The following is a 24,196-nucleotide window of genomic DNA, read 5'->3' as shown; positions in this document are numbered from 1 at the left end:
TCAATTCACATTATAAAAAAACCTGCTAAAATTACTTTTAGCAGGTTTTTAGTTTAAAAACGAGTCGGCTTATTTTTTTTCCGGCATCAACATTCCAATTACTTTATCTTTGGTAAGATATTGTTTAGCAATGTTCTGAAGATCCTTAGCAGTTACTGCATTAACCATTTCCTCAAATTTCAAGGCTTCTTCAGCACTACTTCCATTGATGTAAGATCTAGTAAAATTAGACAACCAATATCTGTTTTCCTTACTGTCTTTTCTAAAATCAGCTAATTCACCTTCCTTGAATTTAGCTACATCTTTTTCGTCTGGCCCATTATCGATAATGTTTTGTAATTCTTTCAACGCAGAAGCAGTTAATTTCTCTGCATTGTCTGGTCCACAAGGGAAACCAATAGTAAAGTTGTACGATCCATTTGGAATTTTATTCATGCTTCCTCTTGCAGAAACACCATAAACACCGCTTTCGTTTTCACGTAATTGTTCGATCAATTTTATGGTCAAAACTTCCCCTAATGCTTGCATGCTCATTGCATCTTTAGCAGAATATTTGGCATCTCCGTAATACATGATGGTCACATTGCTTTTAGGATCTGTTCCTTTATTAACGACTTTTTTCAAGTCTCCTTTTAACATACGGTATCCTAAATCAACTGCTTTTTCTTTTTTATCGGAAGCAGGTAGAGACGCTAAATATTTAATGGCATAATCTTCTATGGCTTTATCATCAATGTTACCCACGAAGTAAAACTCAAAATCAGCTGCATTGGCAAAACGCTCTTTGTACTTATCGTACGCTAACTTGTAATCCGTTTCAGCCCATGATTTATCCGTTGGCATAATGCCGTTGAATCTTGGATTTTCTTTATTTAAATAAGTATAAAACTCTTGTTGAAAATAGTTTTGTGGTTGCGAAGCCATATTCTTAAAGAAGCTAGACTGTTTTTGTTTAAAGCCTTCAAAAGCTTCAGTATCATAGTTCAAATCAGTAAAATAAGCGTACGTCATTTGGAACAGATATTCTAAATCCTTAGGAGTTGCATTTCCTCTTAAACCTTCAGTAGTTCCTCCTATATATGGATTTACTCTAGCTATTTTACCCGTCATGAATTTATTGATATCATTAAGTTTTAGTCCTGAGAATCCGGCTTCCGCCAAAGCTCCATTCGCAAATTGAACTTTTTTCATATCCTCATTAGAATATAAATTAGATCCTCCAAGACTCACCGCTTCAAAAAGAACCTCATCATTCTTGAAATCCGTATTTTTATAAACTACTTTCACACCATTGGATAATATTAAAGTCTTGGCTCCAATTTTAGCATTGCTTTCGCGCTTAACAATAGAGCCCGGTTTCACTTCGTTTCTTAACAAACTTGTAGCAACGGCAGCGTCTTCATAAGGCTTAATATCATCCGTATTGATTTTCAATGCATCCAGAACTTGTTGCTCGGTCACTTTTTTCAAACCATCTTTTTCAGGACCAGTAAGAATAATAACACGGTTGTCTTCTTTTACGTAATCTTTAATTAGACCATTAACGTCTTTCAAATCAATCAAAGGCATCAATTGTTTCATCGTTTGATACGTCCACTCGATTCCGGGAACCGGTTCTTTTTCTAAGAAATTAGCTTGGTATTCTCCAACAAAATTCACTGAATTCGTTTTATCTCTGTCATTATATGCTTTTTCAATAGAAGCTAAAAATTCTGATTTTGAACGATCTAATTCTCCTTGTGTAAATCCAAATTTCTTAGCTCTCTCGTTTTCAGTTACCAATACTTTAAGAGCACTTAATTGTTTATCTTCAGCAGACATTGCCACAGATTGAAATGCTTTTTTATTACGGGCAAAAGTTCCACCATAGAAAGAATATCCAAATGTGAACGGTGGTGTTGAGGAGTTTGTCAATTCATCCAATCGCGTATTCAATAACGTAGAGAATAATCCCTCAACAATATAATTTTTGAAATCTCCAATGTTCACAAGTTTTTTTGGAGCACCATAATCTTTATACATTAATTGTACTTGTGCGCTTGGAGATTCCTTGTCACTTTCGACAGCAACAAAAGTTTCCTTGTGGTTAGGAACATCGTAAAACTTCCTTGGTTTTTCGTTTGCCGGATTTTTATATCCTGAAAAATGGGAAACTATTTTCTTCTCCATTTCGGCAACATCAATGTCACCCACAACAATTACGCTCATCAAGTTTGGTCGATACCAATCCTTATAAAAATTAATTAACGATTGGTGTTTAAACTTCTCTAAAACTTCTTTTTGTCCAATAGGCAAACGTTCCGCATAATGTGATTCATGCATCATTTTTGAAATGTAGCGACCCAACATTCTTTTTTGGGCACCTAAACCCAAACGATATTCTTCCAGAACAACTCCTCTTTCTTTATCGATTTCTTCTGGTGTCAAAACGGTATTAAAAGCCCAATCTTCGATAATTTGGAAACCTTTTTCTAATTTTTCAGGACTATCGGATGGTATCGGTAAAAAATAAACCGTTTCGTCAAAACTGGTGTATGCATTTAGATGTTGTCCAAATTTTACCCCAATACTTTGTAAATAATCGACTAATTCATTTTTTGGAAAACGCTTGGTTCCATTAAAGCACATGTGTTCCATAAAATGGGCCAATCCTTGCTGATCATCTGTCTCCAGAATAGATCCTGCATTTACAACTAAGCGAAGATCTACTTTGTTCTCCGGTTTGGCATTTTTCTTGATGTAATAGGTAAGCCCATTTTCAAGCTTTCCGGTTTTCACACTTGGATCAAAAGGAATGGCTTTTGAATAGTCCATTTGCTGGGCAAAAACAGCTACTGGGAATAGCAAAATCCCAAATACTAAATTGTTTATTTTTTTCATAGGGTTAGTTTATTTGACGTAAAACTAAATAGATAACTTTTAATAAATTAACGAATTAAGACAAAATTAACAGAAATTACATACAAAATATTTTTCAGGTCCGAATTGACTTTAACGGATAAAAACGAGGAGTATTCCTTATATTTACAAAATCTAAAGTACTGCAAAATGACAAAACTCTTTTTTAAAATAGTTGTATTTTTTCTTACCGTGTTTTCGGCAAATTACGGTTTTGCACAAGTAGAAAAAGAAATAGCTCCGCCCTACAATATTAAAACGATTTCTTTTGTACAAAGCGATCGGAATATGATTCCAATTTTTAAATTAGGAGAGGGATTTCAATTGCAGTTTGATGATCTTTTTGGAAATGAAGCCAATTATTATTACGAAATAATCCATTGCGATTACAACTGGAATCCGTCGCCGCTTCCCAAAAACGAATATCTACAAGGTTTTGACAATCAACGGATTCAAGATTACACCAATTCTTTTAATGCTTTGCAAATCTATTCACACTACAAATTGTCAATTCCAAATCAATTTACACAGCAGCTGCGAATTAGTGGAAATTATATTATTAAGATTTTAGACGAAAATAAAGAAGTCGTTTTTTCAAGAAAATTTATTCTGTACGAAGACCTTGTCACGGTTCCTATGCAGGTGAAGCGAGCAAGAACCGTAAATGCTGTAGAATCTAAACAAAACATCGAATTTTCAATAAGATCAAATATAATTACATTTCAGAATCCATTGAAAAACGTAAAAATTTTTCTGTTTCAAAACGGACAATTTAACAATGCCATAAAAAATATACCCCCGCAATACTCTATTGGAAACGAACTCATTTACAAATATGATACACAAACACAATTTTGGGCAGGAAATGAATTTTTGTTTTTTGAAAACAAAGACATTCGGTCCGCAAGCAATAATGTAGCGCGTCTGGATGCCAACACCGCGATTTACGGTTCTTATTTGTACACTAATGATGCTAGGACAAATTTCCCTTACTCATTTTCACAAGATGTTAATGGTGATTTTGCAGTGAATAATATAAATGCCGTTAACAGCGAAATTGAAGCCGATTATGCGTGGGTATATTTCAGTCTTTCTGCCCCGACTTTCAGGTTGAAAAAGAATATTTATGTGACCGGAAGTTTCAATAATTATAATGTAACGCCCGAATACAAAATGGATTATAATGCACAAAAGGGACTGTATGAAAAAGCCATTTTAATAAAACAGGGGTTCACAAACTACCAATACACTGTGGCGGACGAAAAAGGAGTGATTGATTATGAAAATGCGATTGACGGAAATTTTTATCAGACGGAAAACGATTATACCCTACTCGTTTATTACAGAGAAAACATCGACCGATATGACAGAGTTGTTGGGAAAGGAATTGCGAGTTCCATAAATATAATTAACTAAAAAAGTTTTCCGAATTTTAACAAAACGATACCGTTTTTTTGTAAATTTGTCAATAATAATCACATATTCATCCCTTTAACATGGTTTCTCAAATAACAAGAGGTATAAAAATTTCGGTATTGACAAGTTTTGAGGGTACTTACTTCAAAAACTATAAAATTCACTTTGCTTTTAGTTATGTCATCACAATTGAAAATCACAGTAAGGATTCCGTTCAATTGATTTCTCGTCATTGGGAAATTTCTGACTCGTTAAATGATACTGAAGTTGTAGACGGCGAAGGTGTAATTGGAAAAAAACCAGTTTTAAAACCTGGAGAATTTCACACCTACAGTTCCGGCTGTTTACTCTCCTCTCCTTATGGAGCCATGAAAGGACACTTCAACATGATTAACTTTACCTCAACCAGAAACTTTAAGGTGATTGTGCCTACTTTCAGGTTGTGCGCACCATTCGCGTTAAACTAGCTTTTTATTAGTTTCCTTTTGAGCCTATCCTGCTATCCATTTCAAGTTTTTGTCCTCTCCTTTATTTTTTTCTAAGTAAAATAAGGAGCTTCTAAAGTCGCTCTTATTTCACAAGAAAAAATATAATGAGACCACAAAAAGCTTTCCATTGTTATCAGGGCTACCACACGACTATTCCTTTTTATCGCCTTTAGTTTAGCTCGAAAATATCATTTCTTTAAAGAAACCTTCGTACTTTTGTGCTTTAGTTACCAAGACACAACACCCATTTTCTAATTTTATAATTTTAAAAATATGTTAAAAGGATTTTTTCACGTACCAAAAGCGGTAAACGAGCCTGTAAAGAGCTACGCACCTAACTCTCCTGAAAGAGCAGCTGTTGATGCAGCCTATGCAGCAATGTGGAATTCTAAAATTGACGTTCCTCTTTATATCGGAAACCAAGAAGTTAGAACAGGAGATACTAAAACAATGTCGGCACCACATGATCATAAACACATCGTTGGAACATACCACCAAGCTCAAAAATCACATATTGAAGACGCGATTGCAACAGCACTTCAAGCTAAAACCGCTTGGGCAAATATGGCATGGGAACAACGTGCTGGAATTTTCCTAAAAGCAGCTGAATTATTAGCAGGTCCTTACAGAGCAAAAATTAATGCTGCAACCATGATTGCGCAATCCAAAACAATTTATCAAGCAGAGATCGATGCTTCATGTGAATTAATTGACTTTTTACGTTTCAACGTACAATACATGACCCAAATTTACAGCGAGCAACCTAAGTCTACTTCAGACATGTGGAACCGTGTAGAGTACAGACCTTTAGAAGGATTTGTTTATGCGATTACTCCGTTCAACTTTACTGCCATTGCAGGAAACTTGCCAACAAGCGCTGCCTTAATGGGGAATGTAGTAGTTTGGAAACCAGCAGCAACACAAGTATACTCTGCAAATTTATTGATGCAAATTTTTAAAGAAGCAGGATTACCTGATGGTGTCATCAACATGGTTATGGGCGACTCTGGAATGATCACCGAAACCTTACTAGCAAGTCCAGATTTTGCAGGAGTGCACTTCACAGGATCTACTGGCGTTTTTAATGACATTTGGGCAAAAATTGGAACCAATATAAGCAAGTATAAAACGTACCCAAGAATCGTAGGAGAAACTGGTGGAAAAGATTTTATCATTGCACATCCTTCTGCTAATTCAAAACAAGTAAGTACAGGAATTGCTCGTGGTGCTTTTGAGTACCAAGGTCAAAAATGTAGTGCTGCTTCCCGTATTTATGTTCCACAAAGTTTATGGCCAGCAGTAAAAGAACAATTAGAAGCCGATTTAAAATCAATGAAAATGGGATCGCCAGAAGACATGAGTAACTTTATTACTGCTGTTATTTCTGAAACTTCATTCGATAAATTAGCTCGTTTTATTGACCAAGCTAAAAAAGATAATGATGCAGAGGTTATCATTGGTGGAAAGTATGATAAATCAAAAGGATATTTCATCGAACCAACAGTTATCTTGACTACAAACCCAAAATACACTACAATGGAAACCGAATTGTTCGGACCTGTAGTTACTATTTATGTATACGAAGATGCAAAATGGCATGAGACTTTAAAGTTAGTTGATACTACTTCTGAGTACGCTTTAACAGGTGCGGTATTTAGCCAAGATCGTTATGCGATTGAAGAAGCTACAATTGCGTTACAAAACGCAGCCGGTAACTTCTACATCAATGACAAACCTACAGGAGCAGTTGTTGGAATGCAACCCTTTGGTGGAGCAAGAGGGTCTGGAACCAATGACAAAGCAGGTTCTATGCAAAACTTATTGCGTTGGACTTCGGCAAGAACAATAAAAGAAACTTTTGTAACGCCTGTAGACTATAGATACCCGTTTTTAGGAGAATAAATCCCCTTAACCCCCAACAGGGGAACTAAAATAAAAACCCACAACATTCAAATTGATTTGAAATCTTGTGGGTTTTGTTTTTGAATATCATTGCATGCAACGAAACAATCGCATAACGAGAGCAATAAATGTGATTTCTGCGTTCCTCGTAATGAACTTAAGACTATAATTGAAACTTCATCGGCAAATGCACCACTTTCTTAGTTTCAAAGAATTCATCTTCGAAGAAATCAGCAAGATTGTATTCTGTAGCTTTTGGAAAATCCTTCAATTCTTCGGTTAAATCTCCTCCCTTCAAATAAAGAATTCCGTTTTTCAATTCGTGTTTGTTGTTCTTTTTGATTTTGGTTTTTACCCAAGAAACAAAATCCGGCATATTAGTTACGGCACGACTTACGATAAAATCGAAATCACCTTTCACATTTTCGGCACGCATTTGTTCGGCTTTTACATTCTTCAACTCTAAACCTTCGGCAACAGCTTGAACCACTTTTATTTTTTTGGCAATAATATCAATCAAATAAAAACGTGTTTCCGGAAAAAGAATCGCTAATGGAATTCCTGGAAATCCACCACCGGTACCCACATCAAGAACATAAGTACCCGGTTCAAAATTTATAATTTTGGCGATTCCCAATGAATGCAAAATATGTTTGGTGTACAAAGCATCTATATCTTTTCTCGAAATAACATTGATTTTTTCATTCCAATCATGGTATAAAAAATCCAGCTTTTCGAACTGCTCTCTCTGAATATCAGTTAAATTAGGAAAATACTTAAGAATCTCGTCCATCTATTATTTTTTTTAACAAAAGTAATACTTTACAGTTAAAATATTTATCCCAATTTTGTATATCGAAAAATTTATAATAATTACCTTTGAACTTTATTGAAAATATATGAATAATAATGCACCAACATTTGCCAAGCAAGACAGCTTAAAGTTTTTTAGAACACTTAACTCACGTGTTAACAACTACTTTAAAGAGAACAACATCCCAAAGACAGGCAACTGGAAACTGTATTTGAAAACTATAATTTTGTTTTCTGTTTTTCTTGCGCCTTATTTTTTAATTCTGACACTTGGTATGCCATTTTGGGCACATCTTCTGTTGACCATCGTTATGGGAATTGGAATGGCTGGAGTCGGAATGAATGTGATGCACGATGGAAATCATGGGTCGTATTCTAACAAAACTTGGGTCAACAAATTCATGGGCGGAACTATTTATGTTTTGGCAGGAAATGTATACAACTGGCAAGTTCAACACAATGTTTTACATCACACCTACACGAACATTCCCGGACATGATGAGGATTTAGATGCCGGACGTGTAATCCGTTTTACTAAAGAAGCAAAATGGTATAATTTTCACCGTTTTCAACAATATTATTCGGTTTTCCTATACGGATTATTAACATTCAACTGGGCTATCACAACTGACTTCAGACAGATGAGAAGCTACTTGAAAAGAAAATTATCATATGGCGAAGCAAAAAGCCCAAAAACATTGTGGACGACTTTAATAATTACAAAAGTAATCTACGTTTCTATATGGATTGTTTTACCAATCGTGATTGGAATCACGTGGTGGAAAGTGCTTATTGGTTTCTTCGTGATGCATTACACAGCTGGTTTAATACTAAGTGTTGTGTTCCAATTGGCGCACGTTGTGGAAGAAACTACCAACCCATCTCCAAATGAATTAGGCGAAATGGACAATACTTGGGCGATACACCAATTGTTTACCACTACGAATTTTGCTCCAAAAAACAAAATCGTAAACTGGTACACTGGCGGATTAAATCACCAGATTGAGCACCACATTTTCCCAAATATCAGTCACGTACATTACGGTAAAATTGCCAGTATCGTAAAAGAAACTGCGCAGGAATGCAATTTGCCTTATTACGAATACAAAACGATGCGAAGCGCCGTTGTTGCCCATTTCAAGCATCTGAAAGAATTAGGAATGAAACCGGAACTTACATAATCATATACCCCCTAGAGATGTACCGCAGTGCATCTCTACGACTGAACAAACTAACTACAACCTATTACAATGAATCCATTATCCGATAGAATTAACAATCTAGCAACATCACAGACACTAGCAATGGCGGCTTTGGCCAGAGAATTAAAAGCACAAGGAAAAGACATTATCAGCTTAAGTTTAGGCGAACCTGACTTTAATACGCCTGACTTTATCAAAGAAGCAGCGAAAAAAGCGATTGATGAAAATTACAGTACTTATTCTCCAGTAGAAGGGTATGCTGAATTAAAAGAAGCCATCTGCAGAAAATTCAAAAGAGACAATGATTTAGACTACAAACCGTCTCAAATTGTAGTTTCAACTGGAGCAAAACAATCTTTATACAATATTGCACAAGTAATGCTAAACGATGGTGACGAGGTAATTTTACCGGCACCTTACTGGGTTTCTTATTTCGAAATTGTAAAATTATCTGGTGGTGTTCCTGTAGAAGTTCCAACATCTGTAGATACTGATTTTAAAATCACACCAGAACAATTAGAAGCGGCAATCACGCCAAAAACAAAAATGATGTGGTTCAGTTCTCCTTGTAACCCAAGTGGATCTGTATATAATAGAGCAGAATTAACGGCTCTTGTTAAAGTCTTGGAAAAATACCCGCATGTATATGTTGTTGCTGACGAAATTTACGAACACATCAATTTCTCAGGGACTTTTTGCAGCATCGCCTCGATCCCGGGAATGTTAGAAAGAACAATCACTGTAAATGGAGTTGCTAAAGCTTTCGCCATGACAGGATGGAGAATTGGATATATTGGCGCGCCAGAATTCATCGCTAAAGCGTGTACAAAAATTCAAGGTCAAGTAACCTCAGGAGCAAATTCTATCGCACAACGCGCAACGATAACTGCTGTAGATGCTGATCCAAGTGTCTTAAAATACATGGTTGATGCTTTCCATAGCCGTAGAGATTTAGTGGTAGGATTATTAAAAGAAATTCCAGGAGTAAAAATCAACGTTCCCGAAGGAGCTTTTTACGTATTCCCGGACGTTTCTTCTTTCTTCGGAAAAACATTAAAAGGAACCGAAATCAAAAATGCAATGGATCTTTCAATGTACCTTTTGGCCGAAGCTAACATAGCAACGGTAACAGGTGACGCTTTTGGAAATCCTGACTGTATCCGTTTCTCATACGCAACCAGCGACGAGATCTTGAAAGAAGCATTAAAAAGAATCAAAGATGCTTTGGCACTATAGTCAAATCTCATAAAATCGAAAGTTGGAAAGTCAAAAATCCAACTTACAATACCATCAAAGCCTCAAGATATCCTTGGGGTTTTGTTGTTTTTGGGCGTGACCACAAGGGTCGGGCTTTCCGCTGCAATCTTTATATTTTTAAAGAAAAAATACAAAGGATTTCCGCTGCACTCCCTTACGCAAAAAAAACACTATTTTTACTTACAATTTTAATCGCTTTCATACAATCAAGCATCTTTAAACTTCAAAAAAATGAAAATACTACTGCTAGGCTCAGGCGAATTAGGAAAAGAATTTACAATCGCCGCACAACGCATCGGACAAATCGTAATCGCGGTGGACAGTTACGAAAATGCTCCAGCAATGCAAGTTGCCCATGATTTTGAAGTCATCAATATGTTGGACGGAAATGCGTTAGACAAAATCGTCGCCAAACACAAACCAGACTTCATCGTTCCTGAAATAGAAGCTATTAGAACCGAACGTTTTTATGATTACGAGAAACAAGGTATCACCGTAGTTCCCTCTGCGAAAGCGGCAAACTTCACGATGAATAGGAAAGCAATCCGGGATTTAGCATTCAAAGGATTAGGTTTAAAAACCGCCAAGTATCGCTACGCAACCACTGCCGAGGAATTGCAAAAAGGTGTTGAAGCCGTTGGAATGCCCTGCGTAGTAAAACCCTTAATGTCATCGTCCGGAAAAGGACAATCAACCATAAAAACCGAAGCGGATATAGAAAAAGCATGGAATTATGCCGTGGAAGGTTCACGTGGCGATGTGGTAGAAGTAATTGTAGAAGCTTTCGTCAAATTTAATTCGGAAATCACATTATTAACGGTGGTACAAAATAACAAACCAACACTTTTTTGTGCGCCAATTGGTCACCGTCAAGAACGTGGCGATTATCAGGAAAGCTGGCAACCCGCCAGAATATCAGACAAGGATTTGTATGAAGCGCAAGATATGGCCGAAAAAGTAACCGAAGCTTTGGGTGGCGCAGGACTTTTTGGAGTCGAATTTTTCTTGACTGATGATGGCGTTTATTTCTCGGAATTATCGCCTCGACCTCATGATACCGGAATGGTAACATTAGCCGGAACTCAAAACTTCAACGAATTCGAACTGCATTTAAGAGCTATTTTGAGTTTACCTATTTTCGAAATTACATTAGAAAAAGCGGGAGCGAGCGCTGTAATTTTAGCTTCGGAAAATTCAACAAATCCAACCTATTCCGGACTAGAAAACATTGCTTCCTTACCAAAAACGGATTTCAGAATCTTTGGCAAACCAACTTCAAGACCGTACCGAAGAATGGCTGTGGCTTTAGTAAGTGATACTTTAGAAACTCCAATTGAAGAAGTGGTAGAAAAAGCGAAGAAAGCAGCTAGTTTAGTTACCGTGCACTCGTAATTTATTATCGATAATATTGTCAAGTCGAGCGCAGTCGAAACTAAACGGTTAGTCTCGACTGCGATCGACTTGACACACGTCTTAAAGAAACGACATTCATCCCCCATTACTTTTTTAAAATGCGAAAGTTCGTCGGAGTCATTCCAGTATTTTTTTTGAACAAACGTGTAAAATACGAATAATCATCGAAGCCTAATCGAGTTGCAATTTCATTGACAGTAAACTTTTTATCCATCAGCATGCGTTTCGCTTCAAGGATAATTCTGTCTGTAATCACTTCAGTTGTGGTTTTTTGCAACATTTCATTGCAAATCCTGTTCAAGTGTTTCAAAGTAATATTGAGTTGTGAAGCGTAGAAAAAAGGTGCTTTTTCTGTTTTAAAGTTTTGTTCTAAAAGCACTTCAAAATTTTTAATTTTCACATTATACAAATGTGCTTCGTGCAAATGTGTTTCACTATATTTTCGGGCAATTTCAATGTGAATAATATCCAACAAATTCATTATTTTATCTTGCTTCAAAAGCTGATTCAATTGTGTTTCTGCAATCAGACTTTCAAAATAAGGCAGAATCATTTTTAATTCGGTTGAATCAAAAACCATTTCCGGTTTATTGTCCACCGAGGAATAAAATGGATAGTCGGCGATTGTTTTTTGTCCAAAATAAAGATTATACATTTCCTGCGAATAGAAAATTACAAATCCTTCCACGTCATCAGATAAATTCCAATGGTGCATTTGTCCGGGTTGCAGAAAAAAAATACTTCCCAGCTGAATCGTAAACACATCAAAATCAATTTCATGTGTTCCCGAACCTTTGGTAAAAAAGACCAAAACATACGAATTATGACGATGCGGTTCCTCAACAAAACTATGGTCAATCAAGTGATTTTTAAAGGTATTAATATACAAATCACTATTCACTGAAGTACAGTTAAACCGCTGAATATTATAAATAGGATATTTTTTCATTTTACTCTAAATGTCTTTATTGTGCTATAATTAGCGAATATAGAAAACATCCATGACATGAATAAGAAATACCTTTGATAAAAATAATAACGATGTCAAATTCAATTATCCATATCCTAAATAACGATTGTCCTCACTGTGAAAAGGGCAAAGTATTCAATGAAAAAAGTATATTTTTCAATTTTGGATTCCCTAAAATGAATGAATATTGCTCTCACTGCAACTATAAATTCGAAAAAGAACCCGGTTACTTTTTTGGAGCAATGTATGTCAACTATGGTTTAACAGTAGCACAAGCAATTGCTACCTATGTTATTGCCCAATTCTTCTTTACCGAAACTTTCGATTTACGAATCATTCCAATTATTGCTGTGGTGATTATTGCAATGGCTTCTATCAATATTCGTCTTTCGAGATTATTGTGGATTTACATGTTTAAAAATTATTCGATGTAAAAAAACGAGTATCTTAGCTACACTAAAATTTAAATCATTATGAAAAAGATACTATACTTAGCTATTTTGTTCTCCGCAACCCTTGCTAGTGCTCAGGAAAAAAAAGAAGAACCAAAACCTCAAATTGTCGAAGCCTCCTGTGGCCAATGCCAGTTTGGGATGGAAGGTCATGGTTGTGAGTTAGCCGTCCGCATTGACGGAAAATCTTATTTTGTTGATGGCAGTTCTATCGACTCTCATGGCGATGCGCATGCTAATGACGGTTTTTGTACAGTTATAAAAAAAGCGGAAGTTGTGGGTAAAGTAGTGGACAATCGATTCAAAGCTACTTCCTTTAAAGTATTGCCAAAAAAATAAAAAAAGGGCTTAAAGAAAAATTCTTTAAGCCCTTTGTCATTAATTGGATTTCATACTCAATTTGAGATTACTATTCTCAAAAGTTGATATATCTATGACTTCTTCTAAATCTACATCGAAAGAAATTGTGACACTGTCGCCCACCATGGTCACTGGCAATTGATTCGAGATTTGTGAAGAACCTACAAAAATATTAGGATAATCTTTAACCTTGAAATAATAAAAACTATTCCCGTTTTTTACATCATTCTGGATTCTAGTCACCACTGATTTCAGCGATTTTTTATTGGAAACACTGTCTGGATTTATTTTATTATCGGCCATATTATAGACGTTTTTAAACGAAGTCAAGGTTTCCCGCATTGTATTACCCACACCCACAATCGTATAATCTGAGATAGCAACCATCGCAAACATTTTAACTAATCCACCGGCGTCTTTGAGCGTCATTACATAAGTGGGAATGTTATTGATATTGTACGGAATAGGCAACGATGCTTTATACCCTTTCTCCTGAACTTTCCCTTGTGCCGAACTTTGAGCAGCATATTCCGTTGCGCCACTTTGTTTATAAAAAGTAGTTTCTTTAGTTCTGGTATCCACCAAAACAAAACCTACCGCAGATTCCTCTTTCCCAACGGAAGTCAATCCCGTATACCAATACGATTTATTATCTTTTCCGTAAACCAATGTCATTCCCTCCGTAATTTGAAGTTTATCCTGATTAGAAAAATTCCAATATCCGTGTACATATTCACCCCAATCATTCAATTGATCTTCGATGAAATCCAAAGGCTGAATTCGGTCCACCCACTTTGGTGTTTTAGCAATTGAATATTCATTTATAACACCAGATTGCGCATCAACCACAATAACTCCGATAGCTTCTTTTCCGGAGAAACCAATTTTTTTTCCATATTTCGTAACAATCCAAAACGGATTTCCAGCATCATCGATTTCAAAACTAAAATCTGCCAGACCAACCGTAGCATTTCCGTTAAAATAAACATGTCTGTGAATATCACTTTGAAAATAGGCGCCTTCCTGGTATTTAATCTTAATGTCTTTCCCTGCTACATTCTGAACTAATTTCACATCGCGTTCATTGGTTGCGGAAACCATAACATATCCCGCAGTTCCTTCTTGGTTGTTAAACCATTTTAAAAAACCCGAATGCAATAATGGCGCAACCCAGTATAGGTTGTTGTTTACTTTTTGGATACAAAAATCACCTAATTCTACCTGACTTCCTAAAGCTGGTTGTGAACCTAAAATTTTCTCTCCCAAAAGATGGGCTAGTTCCTCATCGACCACTCTGATTTTATCAATTGATATTGGAGCGATATGATTGGTTATTTTTTGTCCGTTTTTAACCTCGCCTATTAATTTTTGATACGCATCGCTGCGAAACATTTTTAGACTGGTAACAAAAGGCAGCAGAATACAGTACACTAAAAGTAATCCTACCAAAACAAATAAAATTTTGTTAGGCTTGGAAACCATCTTGACCTGTTTGGTTTGCTGCGAAACTGTGAGCCCCAGAGAAAAAACTATTCCAAGAATTACTAATAGCAGCAAAATAAACGCAAAGCCAACAAAACCGTAATTAACTACAGGCAAGTTGTTGTAAAACAAGAAAAAACCAAAAAGGAACAAGAAAACAATACCAACTATCTTTTTCATAACGCTATTTTTTATATTCCATTAGTAATGAAAAACAAAAAACGTTACAAAACAAAGTCTTAATAAATTATTACTGAACCCAAAAAATAACTTTCAAATTTGGATATAAAAGCCGAAAATAGAGCTTTAAACTAACTATAAGATTTTGTTAATATTGGTTTGGCGAAAGTATTTTGGAAAAAAAATAAAAGTTTAATTATTAGATTTGTAGAAATAGTAGTCATAATGAAGTTATTAATAGTTGAAGATGAGCCAAATCTTTCGTCAATTATCCGCAAAGGATTTACAGAAAACAATCACGATGTAAGTGTTGCTCTTGACGGAACAACTGCATTAGATTTGCTTTGGAACCACCATTTTGATGTGGTGGTATTAGACGTGATGTTGCCTGATATTAATGGAATTGAAATTTGCAGACGTTTGCGAGCCGCAAAAAACTTTGTGCCCATTTTGCTGTTAACCGCTTTAGGAAGCACTGAAAATATAATAAACGGATTGAATTCCGGAGCTGATGATTATCTATTAAAACCCTTTAAATTTCTGGAACTTGACGCAAGGGTCAACGCACTTTCCAGACGGGCGGGCCAAGTACAAAAACCGAATGAAATCATCACTATTGCTGATCTTCAAATCAATTCGAAAACAAAATCGGTAACCAGAAATGGAGACACTATTATACTGACGGCCAAAGAATTTAAGCTTTTACATTACCTGGCCATTAACTCTGAGACAATTTTATCCCGTGAACAACTATTAGACAATGTTTGGAATATTAATTTTGATATGAATACTAATGTGATTGATGTTTACATCAACTATTTGAGAAAAAAAATTGACAAACCATACGAAACTAAACTAATTCATACCATGAAAGGTTTAGGTTATGTATTGAAACTATAAAAATGCAGATTAAGAAAAAAATTACCTTTACCTACATTGCGCTTTCTACCCTCAGCACACTTTTATTAAGCTTGGTGGTTTTTTTCTTGTTCAAACAAAATAACCAATATCATTTTTTGAAAAGATTACAAGATCGGGCTAAAATTGTGGCGTCGATTCATTATCAAAATGATCCTATAAAAACCCGTTATTTCAAAGAATTCAAAGCCAACGGACTTGAAGAACTGATTGATGAGAATAATTATGTTTTAAAAGTCAGCGGAAAAAACACCTTTGAATACAACACTGATCTTGATTTACCGGCTGATTTTTATTCGAAAGTAATGGCAAATGGTTCGAATTGGATTGAGGATAATAATCGTTATTTTTATGCCCAAACTTTTACGGAATCCAATCAAAAATATATTGTAATCATTACTGCAATAGACCGCAGGGGAAATGTTAGCAGCATTTATATTATTCAAATTCTCTTTTTTGGAGGACTGGCTTTTATATTATTGGCGTATTTTCTAGGTAGATTTCTGGCCAGAAGAGTGATTAATCCAGTAGCACGAATTACAGATGAAGTAAAAATAATTAGTGCATCAAATCTTCACAATCGACTTCCTGAGACTAAAAGTTCGGATGAAATTGGCGATTTGACAAAGACTTTTAACAACATGTTAGACCGATTGGAAACCTCCTTTGAAATTCAGGCAAATTTCATCAATAATGCATCACATGAACTAAAAACTCCCGTGACTACCATAATTGCCGAAGCAGAAATCATGCTTTTGAAAGAACGAAATGTTGCGGATTACATCACTTCATTAGAAAACATTCACAGTCAGGCATCCCGACTTGGCGATCTTACGGAAAGTCTTTTGAAACTAACACAAACCGGTTATGACGGCAAAAAACAATTATTAGATACGGTTAGAATCGATGAACTTTTAATGGACGTAAAATCAGATATTGATAAAATTTATCCCAATAACAGAGTAACGATTAAAATCCAGAAAATTCCAAGTGACCCAAGCTTGCTGGAAATCCCATGTAACAAATCTTTATTAGAACTTTCGTTAAATAACATCATTGCCAATGGCGTAAAATATTCAGATAACGAAACGGTATTTGTTACTTTATCCGTCAACAATTCAACCATAAAAATTTCAATTACTGATATTGGAATCGGTATTCCCGCAGAAGATATTCCACATCTTTACGAGCCTTTCTTTCGAGGTAAAAAAGCCTCAAAATATAATGGTTATGGATTAGGACTGCCACTTGCGAAGAAAATTATCCGAATGCACAATGGCGAACTTCAAATACAATCTGAACCCGATAAAGGCACTGTTGTAAATATTACTTTTAAAACTGCCAACATTAGAAATTCTAATGTGAAATCTTAGAATATTCTAATTTTAATTTAAGGTTGCCATAAACTGGGTACTGTTATTTTGTATGTATAAAGAAATCAAATCTAATACATATGAAAAATATTCTTATCCCATCGACTTTACAAAACGACACCATCAATGCAGTAAAAACGGCTATAAATTCTGCTAATGGCAATCAATGTCAGCTCACACTAATGTTACTCGAAGATATTCCTGACACGTTTTCCTCTGCCAGTTTATTGCGAAACATCAATACAGGCTTAAACTCTACCCAAGAAAATGTTTTGGATGTGTGCCGCCAAATCATTTCGGAAACTAAAAATTGCAGTTTAAAAATCCATCATCAATACGGAATTTCTTCACCGGTTTTTAAAAATTTAGTAAGCCATTTCAACATTGGTTTAACCATTATAACTCCTTCTTTTAAAGCCTCGAAAAAGAAAATCAATTCCTTTTGCATCCAAATTATTTCTAACAGCAAATGTCCGATTCTGCACACTAATGCAAACTTTGACCAAGACATATTCAGCCAGGCTTTGTACATTAAAAATTCAGATTCACACCTTCATGCTGAAGATTTGCAAGCTTATGTCAATACACTTTTTTCTTTGAAAATTGTGAGTGAAAGCGAAACCAATGAAAGCCAACCTTTTTTGAGCGATACAATATCTAAAAACAACATCAACATCTTGATTGAAACCAGAAAGCCAAAGAAATTAAAACTATTAAAGAAAGAAAAAGCAGCACTTAACGAGTTACTTGGATTACCAATTCTTTCATTATACGAGGAGATTTACTAGGAAAATCAGATGATTGTTTAAAATTTTAATCCAAAGTATATGCTATTAAATAAAAAAATTCCAATGAAATATGTGTTGGGTAAAATAAAAACCGAATTGGCATTAGTCATTGTGTTTTGTATTTCCTTTCAAATGTTTCATTATTTCTTCGAGACTATATCAACCAATATTCCTATTGCGATTCCTACAATAATTGGAACCATTATTTCATTACTACTGGCATTCAAATCGAACCAAGCATATGACCGCTGGTGGGAAGCAAGAATAATCTGGGGTTCTATTGTCAACGATTCCAGGACGTTATTACGCCAAATCATTATTTTTTATGATGATCCAGATTTTTCAGTTCAGGCAAACAATTTTAAAGAAAAATTTGCAAAAAGACAAGCAGCATGGTGTTATAGTCTTGGACAATCACTTAGAGAAAAAGACCCTATAAAACCATTAAAAAATTTACTGGATGAAGATGAATTGCGATTTGTAAAAAAACACAAACATGTTCCCAACGCTATTTTACTATTACATGCCAAAGATTTAAAAAAAGCACTCAATACCGGTAAAATTAAAGTCTACCAACAGGTAGAGATAGATAATACATTATCGAGATTGTGTGATTCGATGGGTAAATGTGAGCGTATAAAAAACACAATTTTCCCAACAACTTACAGCATGTATATTAGGTTTGCGCTGTGTTTGTTTATAATTCTGCTGCCTTTTGGGTTGATAAATAACATTGGTTGGCTTCAAATTCCCCTAGTGACAACCATTGCTGCCGCTTTTTTCCTAATCGAAAAAATGGCCATTCATTTGCAGGATCCATTTGAAAACAGACCTACAGATACTCCTGTAAGTGCTATTTCGAATACAATTGAAAAAAACCTTATGCAAATGGTAAACGAATATAGAGATGAGTTTGAAGAAGAATATTATTCATTTCAAACAGCAAATCAACCGATTCAACCGTTAAAGAACACGTATTTCGTTCTTTAGTATTTTGATTTTAGTGCTAATCCACTCCATTAATTGGGGTGGATTTTTTTTGGCTTAAATATTTTTTTGAAAACCGAATGCTCTTTTTCGATAGCAAAACGACTTATAGCGATAGTTTTAAATACCGTAAAAAATAGTATTTTTGCATCCCGATTGAAATTGATTTTTCAATCCATACATTTTTCAATCTTAAATTAGACACATGAAAGCATACGTATTTCCAGGTCAAGGCGCACAATTCACAGGAATGGGTAAAGACTTATATGAAAATTCTGCACTTGCAAAAGAATTATTCGAAAAAGCCAATGAAATTTTGGGTTTCCGCATTACAGATATCATGTTTGAAGGAACTGCCGAAGAATTAAAAGAAACCAAAGTAACGCAACCGGCCGTTTTCTTACATTCGGTGATTTTAGCAAAAACATTAGGTGAAGATTTTAAACCAGAAATGGTAGCCGGACATTCATTAGGTGAATTCTCAGCTTTAGTGGCGAACGGCGCTTTATCCTTTGAAGACGGATTAAAATTAGTTTCACAAAGAGCTTTGGCAATGCAAAAAGCCTGCGAAATAAAACCTTCGACTATGGCAGCCGTTTTAGGATTGGCTGACAATATCGTTGAAGAAGTTTGCGCTTCAATTGACGGAATTGTAGTAGCTGCAAATTACAACTGCCCAGGGCAATTAGTGATTTCTGGAGAAACATCAGCAGTAGAAAAAGCATGTGAAGCAATGAAAACAGCCGGTGCAAAACGCGCTTTATTATTGCCCGTTGGAGGTGCTTTTCATTCTCCAATGATGGAACCTGCAAGAGAAGAATTGGCTGCAGCTATTGAAGCAACCACTTTCTCTACTCCTATTTGTCCGGTATATCAAAATGTAACGGCTACTGCAGTTTCAGATCCAAGCGAAATCAAGAAGAATTTAATTATCCAATTAACAGCACCTGTAAAATGGACACAATCGGTTCAACAAATGATTAAAGACGGAGCTTCTCTATTTACTGAAGTTGGTCCTGGAAAAGTATTAGCTGGATTGATTGGGAAAATTGATAAAGAAGCGGTTACTGCAAATGCATAGATTTTCGAATATCTTATAAAACTGCAAATCCCAAATTATCATTGTGATAATTCAGGATTCTGAATATATTTTTGTAGAGATGCACTGCAGTGCATCTCTACTATCGTGCATCTTTAGGAACGAATTTTCTGTTCCCATTTCCAGGCGCTTGCCATGGCTTGTTCGAGCGTAGATTGCGCTTTCCATCCCAAAACATCGTTCGCTTTATCAGTATTGGCGTAAGCTGAAGTGATGTCTCCTTCTCTACGACCTACAATTTTATATGGTAATTTTTTACCACTCACTTTTTCGAAAGTATGGATCACTTCTAAAACAGAGCTTCCGGTTCCGGTTCCCAAATTAAAGGTTTCTACTTTTTCCGTGTTTTTTTTGTTCAATAAGCGTTGTAAAGCGATTACATGGGCTTTCGCCAAATCGACTACGTGAATGTAATCACGAACTGCAGTTCCATCCGGTGTTGGATAATCGTCTCCATAAACAGCTAATTCTTTACGCAAGCCAAAACCGGTTTGCGTAATAAACGGCACTAAATTCTGAGGAACTCCAATAGGTAATTCCCCAATTTCCGCTGATGGATGAGATCCGATGGGATTGAAATAACGCAATAAAATGGCATTAATATTACTTACTTTGGTCACATCTGTGATGATTTCTTCACCTATTTTTTTGGTATTCCCGTAAGGAGAAATTGGCTGCTGTACTGGCGCGTTTTCGGTAATTGGCATTTTTTCGGCCTGACCATAAACTGTACAAGACGAGCTGAAAATGAAATTTGCCTCCGGTTTTTTCTGTAATTCCTGCAAAACATAAACTAACGCATTGATATTATTTTCATAATATAACAATGGATTTTCAACACTTTCGCCCACTGCTTTCGAAGCTGCAAAATGAATGACACCTGAAATATCAGCATGTCTTTTGAAGAAATCCTGCACTTTGTCCTTCTCCCTTAAGTCTAACTTTTCGAATGCAGGAACTATTCCTGTAATATTTTGAATTCCATCCAAAACATTCAATGAGGTGTTCAATAAATTATCTACCACTATGACTTCATAACCTTCTTTTTGCAATTCAACTACAGTATGAGATCCTATGAAACCCAAACCTCCTGTTACTAGTATTTTCATTTAATATTTATTTTTTATTTATAAATTCCGGCAATCCGGTTTTCAAACTATTATTTCAAAAATTCTAAAACACTGTCGGTAATGAATTTAATTTGCTCCTCATCTAATTCAGTATGCATCGGCAATGAAAGTACTTCCGTCACTAATTTATTGGTTACCGGAAAATCTTCTTCTTTGTAACGAGAATCAGCGTAGGCTTTTTGCGAATGCAATGGAATTGGGTAATAAATAGCGCAAGGAATTCCTTTGTCTAATAAATGCTGCATCAAGCCATTCCTGTCAGCATCAATGATTCGCAACGTATATTGATGAAAAACGTGACAGTCGCAAATATCACAAATACTTGGCGCAACGATATTTTTATGCCCTTCGAAAGCCGCTGAATATTTTCTGGCTGCATCTTGTCTGGCTCTTCCATATTGATCTAATAAAGGCAATTTAGCATTTAAAACCGCAGCCTGAATGCTGTCTAATCTTGAATTCACACCTACAACATCATGATGGTATCGCTCGTACATTCCGTGATTTACAATTCCGCGAAGTTTATGCGCCAAAGCATCATCATTCGTGAAAATCGCTCCTCCGTCTCCGTAACATCCAAGATTTTTGGAAGGAAAAAATGAAGTCGCTCCTACATGTCCAATCGTTCCCGCTTTCTTTTTAGTCCCATCCGAAAATTTACAGTTGGCGCCAATCGCTTGCGCATTATCTTCGATAACGTATAAGTTATATTCTTTGGCGATAGCCATGATAGCCTCCATATTGGCGGCACGACCAAACAAATGTACCGGCACAATTGCCTTTGTTTTTGGCGTAATCGCTTTTTTGATTCCTTCAATGGAAATATTCATATTGTATAAATCTACATCCACTAAAACGGGAGTCAATTGCAACAAAGCAATCACTTCCACTGTCGCAGCAAAAGTAAAATCGGCAGTGATTACCTCATCGCCGGGTTTTAAATCCAGTCCCATCATGGCAATTTGCAACGCATCGGTTCCATTTGCACAAGGAATTACGTGTTTTACATCCAGATATTCTTCTAATGATTTTTGAAATTGATGAACTTGAGGTCCATTAATGTAAGTGTTAGTGTCTAAAACTTCCTGAATAGAAATATTAACGGTATCTTTTATTTTTTCATATTGACTTTTTAAGTCAACCATTTGGATTTTTTTCATTGCAATTTTTTGTTTAATGTTCGAAAGATTTCCGTTATTAAAAACCAGAAATACTTTCTTAAAACGAAGAACAAAAATAGTTATTTATGAGTTGAAACCAATGCAACCCACAGTAAAAAAAGATAATATTCCAATGAAATAAAACAGGGAGTTCCTGACAACTAAAATTTAAATATTACTGCGGAAGAAATTCATATAAAGAAAACGTATTTTAGCCCCAAAAATTTTAATGATGCTTTTTCTATATAATTTAATGGTGCAATTTGCTGGATTTTTATTAAAAATCATAGCACTTTTCAGTCCAAAAATGAAACTTTTTGTAGATGGCAGGAAAGTAGTTTTCCCTCTTTTGGAACAAAAAATAAAACCTACTGACAAAACAATCTGGTTTCATGCCGCTTCTTTGGGTGAATACGAGCAAGGTTTACCGGTGATTGAAAAGATAAAAGAGCAATTTCCTTCTCACAAAATCGTGGTTACTTTTTTCTCTCCTTCGGGTTATGAAGTTCGTAAAAACAATACTGTTGCTGATGTTACGGTGTATTTGCCTTTGGATACTAAGAAAAATGCAAAACAATTTGTGAAACTCATTCACCCGGATTTAGTGTTTTTCATTAAATATGAATACTGGCCGAATTATTTGGCCGAACTCAAAAACTCAAATACCAAAACCTATCTAATTTCTGGAATTCTTAGAGAAAATCAGCTGTTTTTCAAATGGTACGGCGGTTTTTACAGAGACGCGCTGGATGCTTTCACTTACTTTTTTGTTCAAAATGAAACTTCCAAAAAGCTACTGCAGCAAATAGGCAAAACAAATGTTGCTGTTTCCGGAGACACGCGATTTGATCGAGTTGTTGCAATTTTAGAAAAGGACAATTCCCTGGATTTTATATCTGATTTCAAAGACAATACATTAACTATTGTGGTGGGAAGTTCATGGCCAAAAGATGAAGATTTGTTAGTGAATTTTATTAATTCGAATGCATTCAATGTCAAATTTATTATTGCGCCCCATAATATTAAGGACGAACAAATACAACAATTAAAAAACAGCATCACCAAAAAAACTGTTTTATTTTCTGAAAAAGAAGGAAAGCAATTGGCTGATTTCGATGTTTTCATAATTGACACCATTGGAATTTTGACAAAAATTTACAGTTATGCAGATATTGCTTATGTGGGCGGCGGTTTCGGGAATCCCGGAGTTCACAATATATTAGAACCTGCAACTTTTGGCGTTCCAATCGTTATTGGACCCAACTATTCGCATTTTGCAGAAGCAATTGCGCTAGCCAATTTGGAAGCCTGTGTCTCAGTTAACAATCAAAAAGAATTAAATGAAGCTCTTGAAAACTTAATACGCAATGATGACATACGACAAGAGAAAGGCCATATATCCAGCACTTTCGTACAAATGAATAAAGGCGCCACCGCCATCATTTTAAAAAATATTCTGAATGATTGAATTTAAAATCCTAACACTTTCAGATATAGAAACCGTCGTCTCCATGATGCAGGACTTCTATGCCATCGATAATTACCCCATTAAAAGCGACGTTTCTAAAGCTTTGTTTGAAGAATTTATTTCCAATGAAGACCTTGGCAAAGCTTGGCTCATTTCATCTGACAATGAAATTGTAGGCTATATTATTTTGACATTCGTTTTTAGTTTTGAATACCAAGGAAGAATTGCTTTTCTAGATGAATTGTACGTGACTGAAAAAGCACGTGGAAAAGGAATTGGCAGCAAAGCTATTGCGTTTATTAAAAACGAAACTCACAAATTATCGTTAAAATTGATTTACCTGGAAGTAGAACCGCACAATGAAAAAGCGCAAAAATTGTATATTGCCAACGGTTTTGAATTCCACAAAAGGCAATTGATGAAGTACAAAATCAAATAAA

The 24,196-nt window shown here is 35.5% G+C and carries 20 protein-coding genes and 1 pseudogene; 15 read left to right on the top strand and 6 right to left on the bottom strand.

The features are described 5' to 3' along the window. Positions 1-69: 69 nt before the first annotated feature. Positions 70-2,880, bottom strand: a complete 2,811-nt coding sequence (locus E0F89_RS03325; RefSeq protein ID WP_131908428.1) for a M16 family metallopeptidase — start codon at positions 2,878-2,880, stop codon at positions 70-72. A 168-nt stretch (positions 2,881-3,048) separates the two neighbouring features. Here E0F89_RS03325 and E0F89_RS03320 point away from each other — a divergent pair, with 168 nt between their 5' ends. The 3 genes from E0F89_RS03320 (at position 3,049) to pruA (ending at position 6,704) form a co-directional block, all read left to right on the top strand. After that, positions 3,049-4,314, top strand: a complete 1,266-nt coding sequence (locus tag E0F89_RS03320; RefSeq protein WP_131908427.1) for a type IX secretion system plug protein — start codon at positions 3,049-3,051, stop codon at positions 4,312-4,314. Between the two features lie 80 nt (positions 4,315-4,394). Then, a complete protein-coding gene (gene apaG, locus E0F89_RS03315; RefSeq protein WP_131908426.1) occupies positions 4,395-4,781 on the top strand; it encodes a Co2+/Mg2+ efflux protein ApaG in 387 nt (128 codons plus the stop codon). A 294-nt stretch (positions 4,782-5,075) separates the two neighbouring features. Then, on the top strand, positions 5,076-6,704 hold the full coding sequence (gene pruA, locus E0F89_RS03310; protein ID WP_131908425.1) for an L-glutamate gamma-semialdehyde dehydrogenase: 1,629 nt from the start codon (positions 5,076-5,078) through the stop codon (positions 6,702-6,704). 163 nt (positions 6,705-6,867) lie between these two features. On the opposite strand, the gene rsmG is transcribed toward pruA, so the two are convergent. Continuing rightward, complete coding sequence (rsmG, locus tag E0F89_RS03305; RefSeq protein ID WP_131908424.1) at positions 6,868-7,497, bottom strand: 16S rRNA (guanine(527)-N(7))-methyltransferase RsmG; 630 nt, start codon at positions 7,495-7,497, stop codon at positions 6,868-6,870. A 106-nt stretch (positions 7,498-7,603) separates the two neighbouring features. On the opposite strand from rsmG, the gene E0F89_RS03300 reads away from it, so the two are divergent. The 3 genes and pseudogenes from E0F89_RS03300 to purT form a co-directional block, all read left to right on the top strand. Next, positions 7,604-8,698 (top strand): fatty acid desaturase family protein, encoded by a 1,095-nt coding sequence (locus E0F89_RS03300; RefSeq protein ID WP_131908423.1) that lies wholly within the window; start codon positions 7,604-7,606, stop codon positions 8,696-8,698. A 69-nt stretch (positions 8,699-8,767) separates the two neighbouring features. Next, positions 8,768-9,955, top strand: coding sequence for a pyridoxal phosphate-dependent aminotransferase (locus E0F89_RS03295; RefSeq protein WP_131908422.1), 1,188 nt, complete (start codon positions 8,768-8,770; stop codon positions 9,953-9,955). A 246-nt stretch (positions 9,956-10,201) separates the two neighbouring features. Continuing rightward, positions 10,202-11,368, top strand: a pseudogene (gene purT, locus E0F89_RS03290) (formate-dependent phosphoribosylglycinamide formyltransferase); the annotation flags it as partial. 106 nt (positions 11,369-11,474) lie between these two features. Here purT and E0F89_RS03285 read toward each other — a convergent pair. After that, positions 11,475-12,338 (bottom strand): AraC family transcriptional regulator, encoded by an 864-nt coding sequence (locus E0F89_RS03285; RefSeq protein ID WP_131908420.1) that lies wholly within the window; start codon positions 12,336-12,338, stop codon positions 11,475-11,477. Between the two features lie 92 nt (positions 12,339-12,430). On the opposite strand from E0F89_RS03285, the gene E0F89_RS03280 reads away from it, so the two are divergent. Further along, positions 12,431-12,793, top strand: a complete 363-nt coding sequence (locus E0F89_RS03280; RefSeq protein WP_131908419.1) for a DUF983 domain-containing protein — start codon at positions 12,431-12,433, stop codon at positions 12,791-12,793. Between the two features lie 39 nt (positions 12,794-12,832). Beyond that, positions 12,833-13,150, top strand: a complete 318-nt coding sequence (locus E0F89_RS03275) for a DUF6370 family protein (RefSeq protein ID WP_131908418.1) — start codon at positions 12,833-12,835, stop codon at positions 13,148-13,150. 39 nt (positions 13,151-13,189) lie between these two features. Here E0F89_RS03275 and E0F89_RS03270 read toward each other — a convergent pair whose 3' ends face one another. Beyond that, complete coding sequence (locus E0F89_RS03270) at positions 13,190-14,833, bottom strand: hypothetical protein (RefSeq protein WP_131908417.1); 1,644 nt, start codon at positions 14,831-14,833, stop codon at positions 13,190-13,192. A 225-nt stretch (positions 14,834-15,058) separates the two neighbouring features. Between E0F89_RS03270 and E0F89_RS03265 the strand changes: the two genes are divergently transcribed. The 5 genes from E0F89_RS03265 (at position 15,059) to fabD (ending at position 19,980) form a co-directional block, all read left to right on the top strand. Then, positions 15,059-15,733: a response regulator transcription factor gene (locus tag E0F89_RS03265; RefSeq protein ID WP_131908416.1), complete on the top strand. Its 675-nt coding sequence runs from the start codon at positions 15,059-15,061 to the stop codon at positions 15,731-15,733. 2 nt (positions 15,734-15,735) lie between these two features. Then, a complete protein-coding gene (locus tag E0F89_RS03260; RefSeq protein WP_131908415.1) occupies positions 15,736-17,124 on the top strand; it encodes a HAMP domain-containing sensor histidine kinase in 1,389 nt (462 codons plus the stop codon). An 80-nt stretch (positions 17,125-17,204) separates the two neighbouring features. After that, positions 17,205-17,912, top strand: a complete 708-nt coding sequence (locus tag E0F89_RS03255) for a hypothetical protein (protein WP_131908414.1) — start codon at positions 17,205-17,207, stop codon at positions 17,910-17,912. Between the two features lie 39 nt (positions 17,913-17,951). Further along, positions 17,952-18,902: a bestrophin family protein gene (locus tag E0F89_RS03250; protein WP_131908413.1), complete on the top strand. Its 951-nt coding sequence runs from the start codon at positions 17,952-17,954 to the stop codon at positions 18,900-18,902. 202 nt (positions 18,903-19,104) lie between these two features. Continuing rightward, entirely contained in the window at positions 19,105-19,980 is an 876-nt protein-coding gene (gene fabD / locus E0F89_RS03245) for an ACP S-malonyltransferase (protein ID WP_131908412.1), read from the top strand. Between the two features lie 113 nt (positions 19,981-20,093). Here the strand turns inward: fabD and galE are convergent, their stop codons facing one another. After that, positions 20,094-21,107, bottom strand: coding sequence for a UDP-glucose 4-epimerase GalE (gene galE / locus E0F89_RS03240; protein ID WP_131908411.1), 1,014 nt, complete (start codon positions 21,105-21,107; stop codon positions 20,094-20,096). Between the two features lie 50 nt (positions 21,108-21,157). After that, positions 21,158-22,288 carry a DegT/DnrJ/EryC1/StrS family aminotransferase gene (locus tag E0F89_RS03235; protein WP_131908410.1) on the bottom strand — a complete coding sequence of 377 codons (1,131 nt, stop codon included), beginning with the start codon at positions 22,286-22,288 and terminating at the stop codon, positions 21,158-21,160. A gap of 232 nt (positions 22,289-22,520) precedes the next feature. On the opposite strand from E0F89_RS03235, the gene E0F89_RS03230 reads away from it, so the two are divergent. Together E0F89_RS03230 and E0F89_RS03225 are read left to right on the top strand one after the other, a co-directional pair. After that, positions 22,521-23,756 carry a 3-deoxy-D-manno-octulosonic acid transferase gene (locus E0F89_RS03230; protein WP_131908662.1) on the top strand — a complete coding sequence of 412 codons (1,236 nt, stop codon included), beginning with the start codon at positions 22,521-22,523 and terminating at the stop codon, positions 23,754-23,756. After that, positions 23,749-24,195, top strand: coding sequence for a GNAT family N-acetyltransferase (locus E0F89_RS03225; RefSeq protein WP_131908409.1), 447 nt, complete (start codon positions 23,749-23,751; stop codon positions 24,193-24,195). The genes E0F89_RS03230 and E0F89_RS03225 overlap by 8 nt, the downstream gene beginning before the upstream one ends. Position 24,196: the final 1 nt, after the last annotated feature.

Source organism: Flavobacterium caseinilyticum (genome assembly GCF_004349085.1).
GTDB lineage: Bacteria > Bacteroidota > Bacteroidia > Flavobacteriales > Flavobacteriaceae > Flavobacterium > Flavobacterium caseinilyticum.
Note: the sequence above shows the minus strand (reverse complement) of the source record. Positions and strands in the feature narration are given on the sequence as shown.

What these genes read in the sequence shown, in the direction of transcription:
- rsmG (WP_131908424.1), bottom strand. Translation starts at nt 7,497, where the DNA reads ATGGACGAGATTCTTAAGTATTTTCCTAATTTAACTGATATTCAGAGA.
- fabD (WP_131908412.1), top strand. Translation starts at nt 19,105, where the DNA reads ATGAAAGCATACGTATTTCCAGGTCAAGGCGCACAATTCACAGGAATG.
- E0F89_RS03300 (WP_131908423.1), top strand. Translation starts at nt 7,604, where the DNA reads ATGAATAATAATGCACCAACATTTGCCAAGCAAGACAGCTTAAAGTTT.
- E0F89_RS03270 (WP_131908417.1), bottom strand. Translation starts at nt 14,833, where the DNA reads ATGAAAAAGATAGTTGGTATTGTTTTCTTGTTCCTTTTTGGTTTTTTC.
- E0F89_RS03325 (WP_131908428.1), bottom strand. Translation starts at nt 2,880, where the DNA reads ATGAAAAAAATAAACAATTTAGTATTTGGGATTTTGCTATTCCCAGTA.
- E0F89_RS03285 (WP_131908420.1), bottom strand. Translation starts at nt 12,338, where the DNA reads ATGAAAAAATATCCTATTTATAATATTCAGCGGTTTAACTGTACTTCA.
- pruA (WP_131908425.1), top strand. Translation starts at nt 5,076, where the DNA reads ATGTTAAAAGGATTTTTTCACGTACCAAAAGCGGTAAACGAGCCTGTA.
- E0F89_RS03230 (WP_131908662.1), top strand. Translation starts at nt 22,521, where the DNA reads ATGCTTTTTCTATATAATTTAATGGTGCAATTTGCTGGATTTTTATTA.
- E0F89_RS03250 (WP_131908413.1), top strand. Translation starts at nt 17,952, where the DNA reads ATGCTATTAAATAAAAAAATTCCAATGAAATATGTGTTGGGTAAAATA.
- E0F89_RS03280 (WP_131908419.1), top strand. Translation starts at nt 12,431, where the DNA reads ATGTCAAATTCAATTATCCATATCCTAAATAACGATTGTCCTCACTGT.
- E0F89_RS03255 (WP_131908414.1), top strand. Translation starts at nt 17,205, where the DNA reads ATGAAAAATATTCTTATCCCATCGACTTTACAAAACGACACCATCAAT.
- E0F89_RS03265 (WP_131908416.1), top strand. Translation starts at nt 15,059, where the DNA reads ATGAAGTTATTAATAGTTGAAGATGAGCCAAATCTTTCGTCAATTATC.
- E0F89_RS03225 (WP_131908409.1), top strand. Translation starts at nt 23,749, where the DNA reads ATGATTGAATTTAAAATCCTAACACTTTCAGATATAGAAACCGTCGTC.
- E0F89_RS03320 (WP_131908427.1), top strand. Translation starts at nt 3,049, where the DNA reads ATGACAAAACTCTTTTTTAAAATAGTTGTATTTTTTCTTACCGTGTTT.
- E0F89_RS03275 (WP_131908418.1), top strand. Translation starts at nt 12,833, where the DNA reads ATGAAAAAGATACTATACTTAGCTATTTTGTTCTCCGCAACCCTTGCT.
- E0F89_RS03260 (WP_131908415.1), top strand. Translation starts at nt 15,736, where the DNA reads ATGCAGATTAAGAAAAAAATTACCTTTACCTACATTGCGCTTTCTACC.
- E0F89_RS03235 (WP_131908410.1), bottom strand. Translation starts at nt 22,288, where the DNA reads ATGAAAAAAATCCAAATGGTTGACTTAAAAAGTCAATATGAAAAAATA.
- galE (WP_131908411.1), bottom strand. Translation starts at nt 21,107, where the DNA reads ATGAAAATACTAGTAACAGGAGGTTTGGGTTTCATAGGATCTCATACT.
- apaG (WP_131908426.1), top strand. Translation starts at nt 4,395, where the DNA reads ATGGTTTCTCAAATAACAAGAGGTATAAAAATTTCGGTATTGACAAGT.
- E0F89_RS03295 (WP_131908422.1), top strand. Translation starts at nt 8,768, where the DNA reads ATGAATCCATTATCCGATAGAATTAACAATCTAGCAACATCACAGACA.